The following is a 7,625-nucleotide window of genomic DNA, read 5'->3' on the forward strand; positions in this document are numbered from 1 at the left end:
GCGTGTCCATCGAGGCATCGTACAAGTGGCATAGGCATTCTGACCGTGTGCAGCGTCGCCGATATGGTTTGGCGAGCCGTTCGTCGCTACGGCGCAATCTCCGCACAAGATTGAACGGCGAAGTTCCTGCAGACATCAAACGATTACCTACTGAGCTTCTGAATGACCGGTCGTCAGCATGCCGAAAAACTATGGGCTAATATCCTTGAGCTCGGCGCTCGCCGCCTCGCGGCCTTGGGGCTTATTGGACTTGTGGTCTTTCTAGGCGTGGGCATTGGCGCCTATTACCTAAGTCGGCCAGCACAAGAAGCCCTCTATGTCGGCCTTGAAAGAGAGGACGTCAGTCGAATCGGAGCGGCTCTGAAAGACGCCGGAATTCCGTTCGACGTGAGTGCCGATGGCACCGCGGTCATGGTCCGATATGGCAACACAGCGCAGGCACGTATGTTGCTGGCAGAAAAAGGGCTGCCGCAAAGCTCAAAGTCAGGATATGAACTGTTCAACGACTTGGGGTCTCTGGGCCTGACATCCTTCATGCAGGAGGTTACGCGCGTCAGAGCTCTTGAGGGTGAAATAGCTCGCACGATTCAAACCATGAAGGGTGTAAAGGCCGCGCGCGTTCATATCGTGCTGCCGGATAGAGGTTCTTTTCGTCGCGAGCAGCAGCCAGCCTCTGCATCGGTCGTTGTTCGCACAGAGCCTGCTGACGATATGAGTTCCGCTCAGGCCATTCGACACCTTGTTGCCTCTGCCATTCCCGGCATGAAAGCGGACAAAGTTACGGTACTTAATACCGATGGTATGCTACTCATGTCCGGGGACGACGGCGCAAACGCATCGACAGGGCGAATGGCCAGCCTTGAGAAGAATGTCAGCCGTGAGATACAGGACAATATCCGTCGGACATTGTCGCCCTATCTTGGTCTTGGGAACTTCGAGGTTAGTGTCGCAGCGCGCCTCAACACCGACAAGACGAGTACTAACGAGACAATCTACAATCCAGAATCAAAGGTCGAGCGTTCTGTTCGAACGATCAAAGAGACGGAGGTCTCACAGAACCGCGCGAACCAGAAGCCAACAACGGTCCAGCAGAACTTGCCAGAGGAGCGAGTTCGTGCAGATAGCGGAGACTCGTCGAGCGAGGATAATCAGCGTCGTGAAGAGCTGACGAACTATGAAATTTCCTCGAAGACAATCCAAACCGTGAGCGATGGATATGCTATTAAGAATCTTTCGGTTGCCGTGCTTGTCAATCGGAGTCGCCTCTCCTCGTTGTCCGGTAGTGATACTGCGAGTCAAGTTAGCCTTGATACCAAGATAGCCGAGATCGAACAACTGGTCTCATCTGCTGCTGGCTTCGACAAGGCTCGCGGCGACCAGATTAAGGTGGCCGCCGTTGGGTTTGTCGACGACGGTCGAATGATGGAGCCGACGCCGCCTCTTGGCTTGGTCGAAGTTCTAATGCGGCAATTCGGGAACATCATTAACGCGGCGACGATCCTCATCGTAACGACACTGCTGATCTGGTTTGGCCTCCGCCCGGCTGTCACCGCTATTCTCGCACGCTCCGAAGCAGAGAAGATCATCTCGAGCGAGACACCAAGCATTGAGAGTTTGGTCGCGGCTCATGCGGAGGCAAGTTCGCAAATTGAGTCTGGTGAAACAGTTCCGAACCTTATTGAAGATCTTACCGGAAAAATGAGCCGTTCTCCGCAAAAGAAGCTTGAACAGCTCATTGAATATGACGAGGAGCATGCTGCGGCGATTCTGAGGCAGTGGTTGATTCAAGAGGCAGCGTGATGTCCAATGGTATCGCTGACTATCTTATGGAATTTCGCCTGGACAAAGGGTCCAATAAGGCTCCGTCACGGCCTGTGGAGTCAATAGTTGCTCCGCACGAAGAAGAGTTCAAAACGGCGGATCTTATTCGGAACGCCGAAGCACGTGTCCGTGAGGAGGAGCGGCTGGCATGGGAGCGCAGGCTAGAAGTTGCTCTTGCCACAGAGAGAGCTTCTGCCGAAGAAAAACTTCGGTTAGAGCGTAACAAATGGGCAAGCGACGAAGCCAACAAACTTTCAGCTGGTATCGCCGAAGGCTTGTCGGATCTGAATAGAGAGTTGAATGAGAGGATCGCGCGTATCCTGCTCCCATTCCTTGATGTGGCTATCCGAGAACAGGTGCTAGACGAGCTGGTGCAGACTTTGAGGGTGTTGTTCTCCAACAACGGAGGGATCAAGATGACGATTGCCGGCTCCGAGGATCTCATTCAGGCTTTGCAAAAGCGGATCGCGCTCAATGACCGTGATGTTCATTACGTGTCTCTTCAAGAGTCAGAAATTCGAGTTGTCGCAGACGAAACAACTATTGAAACACAGCTGAAGATGTGGATTGACCGGGTGGTCGACGCGGTGAAATCGAACTAACAATGCCCGATCCAGATAAGCAGGAAATCATTGTCGTTCGCCGCTATGAGGCGGAAGAGGAGCATCACAAGGGCGGTGTCTGGAAGATTGCTCATGCAGACTTCATGACTGCAATGATGGCGTTCTTCCTGGTCATGTGGCTCATCAGTGTTACGGACAATGAAACACGCTCGACAATTTCAAACTATTTCAACCCATTGAAACTTGCGGAAAGCACCACTGACCGCAAAGGGTTGAATGATCCAAAAAATGATTCGCAGCAAACCAAGGAAGGAAGTCCGAACAGCACCTCCAACAAGGCCAGTACAGAGGGCAAAGGCGGGCGTGCAACACAAACTCAGCCGGATGCCAACAAGTCGAAACTTAACGAGGGTGCCCTGTTTCAGGATCCATATGCCGTGTTGGCGAAGTTGGCGATGGAGAACGACACTGAGCAGCAACGAGTAGCATCAGGCATCGACGTTCCTCTCGGGGAGGCTGGAGATCCTGGGACAAGCGGCGGCGAGGCCTATCGCGATCCGTTTGATCCCTTGTACTGGCAGGTCGCACCTCTAGAGAAGCCGAGGACCAAGATACCCGGGAATCCGGGCACGACGATGCCGGCGCCGCGCGAGGGTATCATCGATGCTTTAGCTCCTTCTTCTAAGGCCCTGACGGATCTCTCAGCGCCGGAAAAGAATGATGTGTCAGCGGCGGGGCCGGCAACTGTTAAAGAGTATCCGGTGCCGGGAGGTGCTCAGCCATCTAAAGCAGCACCAGCACTTTCAAATACTCCGAAGTCAAACGCAGAATCTGCGGATGCCGATTTGAGAGCCGAGATTGCGAAGGCGGTGCAACCGGACAGGGCTTCCGGTCCATCGCCACGAGTGGAAGTGAATCGCACGGGTGAGGGCCTCCTCATCAGCGTGACAGATGATCTGAATTTCAGCATGTTTGCGATTGGTTCTGCAGAACCCCAGCCTAAAGTCGTTCGCGCTATGGACAAGATCGCAAAGATCATCGGCGAGCGATCGGGAAAAATCATCATTCGAGGACATACCGACGGAAGACCATTCCGCTCCGACAACTATGACAACTGGCGCTTATCGACGGCCCGTGCGCATATGGCCGCGTATATGCTTATTCGCGGTGGAATCAAGGATTCCCGCATTGCAAGCATTGAAGGGCGTGCTGATCGAGACTTGAAGAAGCAGTCAGATCCCAACGCGGCGGAGAATCGCAGAATAGAGATTCTTTTGCAGGAGGCGTCGCCGTGAGCGGCCCTCTGCGATTTTTTGTTCTAATTGTACTAGTGTGGCCGACTTTATGCGTGGCCAAAGCGAACGCCGAGTCCGCAGAGATCGACGCGCAACCGGTTGAACTCGTGCGGACTCTCCAAGCCCTGCAAGATCAGATTGCAGCGGGCTCCACGAATGCGCATGTTGCCCAGAGAGTTCTATTGGATCATATCGATGAGCGTCTCTTGGCGATGGAGCCTGCCGTGTGGCAAGCTCCAAAGAGCATTCGTGCTGCCATCATCTATGTGTTGAGTGGCGGAAAACCTGGCATTCTCAAGAAAATTTTATCACTAAGCGACCTTCCGAAGTCCGAGGGGCTATTGGCGCAGGGTGCGCTGGCGTATGTTGAGGGCCGTGAGGAGGATGCTCAGAAGATCTTAGCCGATGTTGACGTGCGTACACTTCCTGCGACGCTCTCCGGCCAGATCGCACTTGTGCAAGCGGCTCTCACTCTGAGAGACGGTCCAGAAAAATCAGTATCACTTCTTGATTTCGCTCGTTTGCAACTTCCCGGAACGCTGGTGGAGGAGGCTGCCTTACGTCGCGAGATCTTCGTTGTGGCGCAGCTCAAGGATACCGAGAAATTCGACGCTCTGTCACGGCAGTATCTACGGCGCTTCCGATACTCTGTTTATTCGGGCAACTTCCGACAGCGCTTCGCATCCGCGTTGACTCGCCTAGATGTCACAAAAGATCCGGATTATTTCAAACGTCTCGTGGCGACGCTCAATGAGCTGGAACCTGCAGGCCGCCTCGAACTCTATCTGATGGTTGCGCGCGCTGCGATCAATCAGGGGCAGACGCAGGCCGCAGTCCTCGCTACGGACAAGGCGAATGAACTTGCAATGGGTGATGCCAGTAGTTCGGCACGCTCAAAACTTTATCGAGCGGCGGCGATCATCGTTACTTCTGAGGGGTTCGATGAAGGTGCGACCGAGCTTAAGAAGCTTGATAGGTCGCTTCTGCCTGCATCGGATCTTGAGTTGCTGGACTCGGCACTCGCTATGGCAACCTACATTCGTCGTGTTCCAGAAGGGGGCGTACCGTCGCTGCCGCGGGATCAGGCGCAAATCAGAGCCGACAATGTTGTGCAGAAGCCGACGGCCATCATATCTCGTGCCCAGGAGGTTCTGGGGGCCATCGATCAGCTGGTTCGGAAAGAAAGCCGATGAGCAAACTCGAGTTCATTCTTCAGAATGCCACCCGGAGGGTGGACAGCACGTCTTTAAAAGGAGACAGTGGGCAAAGTCTGGGTGGTGAGAGAACTGATGTTCAGCCGACGGGCTCTGACTTCGACGCCCTTCTCAAGACCATCGCGTCGCAGCGCGATAGTAGTGATGAACAGCGAAGGCAAGTCGCTGCTCCCGCCAGACTCGGGGATATAGAGCTCGATTCGGAGAGATCGAGAGCGTCGGAGGCACCGGATGATCCCGATACCGCTCCTGATGATCTGCTGAAGGAACTTGTTAGCGCCGATACGACCGTCCAGCAACAAGATACGTCGTTTTCCCTTTCGGTAAACTTCATTTCTCCGTCTCATCTCAATCCGACCCTTGCCAAGCAGCAGCAAGCGTCGGCGGGAACAGCGAACCCTCTGCTAGAATTCATTCGCCGAAAAGATGATACGGACGCTTCCGATATCATGCAGCGCGCTTCTAACGCACCCCATATGAAGGCATCGGTGCTGCACCAAGAGGCCCATTTCAAGCCAGTCGTGCCAAACTCTCTCCCAAGGGACGTGCCCCTTCTAGGGCCAGGTGAAACGTTCGCAGGCCCAGGGGGCGAAAATTTGCAGCCCACAGCATCACTGGCGAATGCCAGGGAGCAAGCTCTTTTGAATCGTTCCGTTTCCGAAGCAGTTAGCAATAAAGGCGTGAGTGCTTCGAGCGATCCGACTTCACTTCTAACGACAGATCGTGCAGCCGATTCATCTCTTTTTCAGCGAATTGCGGATGCGATCGTCTCCGGTGCTGGAAGAGATGCGAATGAGCAAGTCGAGAATGCTGCGCGTAGCCAAGCATCAGCCTCCATCGTTTTAAGGCCTTCGGAAGGCGTACTGCGTGTGCTGAATATTCAGCTCCATCCGGCGGAGCTTGGCGTTGTTACTGTCAAGATGCGTCTATCCGGTGAGAATCTGGAAATGGAGCTGCATACCAGCAATGGTGAAACAGCCGATATCCTGCGTACGGACATGGAGAAGCTATCAAGTCTATTACGAACGTCGGGCTATCGACCAGATGTTATTTCCGTTCATCTGACGGCCGCAGATGGAGCACAGCAAGACAACTCAACTGGGCAGAAGTCCCAATGGGCAGCGCAGTCCAACTCCAATGGATTCCAGCAGGGGAGCAATGGTCAGGAAGATCGTGCTAGGCATCCTGCGGAGAATAGAGACGATCTCGGGCAAAGGGTGCAAAAGAATGGGGCTGAAGAAAAGCCTGTTGGCGCGGCTGGCATTGGCAGCGTTTATCTTTAATGCAGGAACCGAAGCTCGGGCCAACGCAAATGCCTGCGAGCGAGAAATGATGCGAGCGGCGTCGAAGCATGGCGTGCCACTCGGAATGCTTTATGCAGTTGGCCTTGCAGAGACCGGCAATCGCGGCTCTCTCCAGCCATATGCCATGAATATAGAAGGGCGGGCTGTATTTACTCAGAGTGCTGACGAGGCATTACAAAGATTTGAGGACGCACGCCGAACCGGTGCGAGACTGATCGATCTCGGCTGTATGCAGATCAATCACTATTATCATCGGGAGAATTTTAAGTCTCTGGAGAGTATGCTGAATCCGCGGGACAACGTGGAATATGCGGCACAGTACCTGAAGCAGCTTCATACTCGAGAGGGGAGCTGGACAATGGCAATCGCCCGCTATCACGCCGGACCGAACAATAACCCAGCCCAGAAGCAGTATGTCTGTCGCATTATGACGAATATGGTCGCGACGGGTTTCGGACAGTGGACGCCGACTGCGCGATCCTTCTGTCAGGAAAATTGAGGCTAAATGTCTCTCTATCTGGGAGTTCAGCGCGTCATCGTGATGACCTGTCCCCGATCTACCATACCGACATAGTCCGAGCCGTTTTCCTGTAGTCGCATCACGAGGCGGCCTTTTGCGTAAAGCTCGACGGAGCCGTCGCGGAGAGCCCACGTATTGATCTCTTGCAAGGCCGCATTTTTGCAGCTGCTCGTCGAGGCTTTATAGAGATCAAGCGTAGAAGACGTAGAGAGTTGCACCTGACACACCCCATTTGCTTCCTTGAGCGTCCAGCGACCGGCGAGCGATGAAACGCTCGCGGTCCGTTGTGCTGCCCGTGACTGCGGAGGAGAGGGTGGATTGACCGGTGGTATCGCTACGCCGGTATTCTGATCGCTCAAGGTAGATTGTTGTGGAACGGTCTCAGGCTCAAGGGTGATGTCTGAGGATGGCACAACGGGCCGGGTAGCCCATGGCCCTACCGGTTCCATAGGCACTGCCGTTGCTGCGCTTTGTGAGCCCGGCGCAGGTACGGGGGAGGGAGTATCAATTGGTAACGGAAGCGGAGCATTCCATGGGCTCGAATAAAGCGACAGGCTCGGATCGAGACGCTGTGTTCGACCCCACGGTCCCGAAGCATAAGGATCGCCGGATCCCATGCAGCCGGTTAGCAAAAAAAAATAGAAAGGGAGAGGAAGGAGCGGCTTCGCCAATCGGAGACCACTCAACATCTCATGCACGGCACAGTCCGATCCAGAGCCTGAGATGTCACAAGAGGAAGTTCGCATTCGTATCTCTGTGTCACCCGACGAATGTATATCCCATATAACGTTTGGCTTCGATGGGATCGTGTCCGAGGCTGGCGCGGAGCTTCTTGCGCAGCTTGCTGACATGGCCCTCGATGACGCTTTCCTCGACATCGTTGGAATAGATGCCGTAGATGGCATTGA

At 54.3% G+C, this 7,625-nt stretch carries 8 protein-coding genes; 6 read left to right on the forward strand and 2 right to left on the reverse strand.

Annotation, left to right across the window (positions count from 1 at the left end):
• Positions 1-162: 162 nt before the first annotated feature.
• The 6 genes from fliF to K9B37_RS20140 are packed head-to-tail and all read left to right on the forward strand — an operon-like array spanning position 163 to position 6,696.
• Positions 163-1,800, forward strand: coding sequence for a flagellar basal-body MS-ring/collar protein FliF (fliF, locus tag K9B37_RS20115; RefSeq protein ID WP_224315317.1), 1,638 nt, complete (start codon positions 163-165; stop codon positions 1,798-1,800).
• Complete coding sequence (locus tag K9B37_RS20120) at positions 1,800-2,423, forward strand: DUF2345 domain-containing protein (protein WP_224315318.1); 624 nt, start codon at positions 1,800-1,802, stop codon at positions 2,421-2,423. Before fliF ends, K9B37_RS20120 begins: the two co-directional genes overlap by 1 nt.
• A 2-nt stretch (positions 2,424-2,425) precedes the next feature.
• Positions 2,426-3,679, forward strand: coding sequence for a MotB family protein (locus K9B37_RS20125; protein WP_224315319.1), 1,254 nt, complete (start codon positions 2,426-2,428; stop codon positions 3,677-3,679).
• Positions 3,676-4,872: a MotC family chemotaxis protein gene (locus K9B37_RS20130; RefSeq protein WP_224315320.1), complete on the forward strand. Its 1,197-nt coding sequence runs from the start codon at positions 3,676-3,678 to the stop codon at positions 4,870-4,872. Before K9B37_RS20125 ends, K9B37_RS20130 begins: the two co-directional genes overlap by 4 nt.
• Positions 4,869-6,176, forward strand: a complete 1,308-nt coding sequence (gene fliK / locus K9B37_RS20135) for a flagellar hook-length control protein FliK (protein ID WP_224315321.1) — start codon at positions 4,869-4,871, stop codon at positions 6,174-6,176. The genes K9B37_RS20130 and fliK overlap by 4 nt, the downstream gene beginning before the upstream one ends.
• Entirely contained in the window at positions 6,121-6,696 is a 576-nt protein-coding gene (locus K9B37_RS20140) for a transglycosylase SLT domain-containing protein (RefSeq protein ID WP_439651765.1), read from the forward strand. The genes fliK and K9B37_RS20140 overlap by 56 nt, the downstream gene beginning before the upstream one ends.
• A gap of 26 nt (positions 6,697-6,722) precedes the next feature.
• Here K9B37_RS20140 and K9B37_RS24980 read toward each other — a convergent pair whose 3' ends face one another.
• Positions 6,723-7,463 carry an AprI/Inh family metalloprotease inhibitor gene (locus tag K9B37_RS24980; protein WP_369414371.1) on the reverse strand — a complete coding sequence of 247 codons (741 nt, stop codon included), beginning with the start codon at positions 7,461-7,463 and terminating at the stop codon, positions 6,723-6,725.
• A 13-nt stretch (positions 7,464-7,476) separates the two neighbouring features.
• A partial coding sequence (locus K9B37_RS20150; protein ID WP_224315331.1) for a winged helix-turn-helix domain-containing protein occupies positions 7,477-7,625 on the reverse strand: 149 nt, incomplete at its 5' end.

Source organism: Microvirga puerhi, assembly GCF_020089865.1.
In the GTDB taxonomy this organism is placed as follows: Bacteria; Pseudomonadota; Alphaproteobacteria; order Rhizobiales; family Beijerinckiaceae; genus Microvirga; species Microvirga puerhi.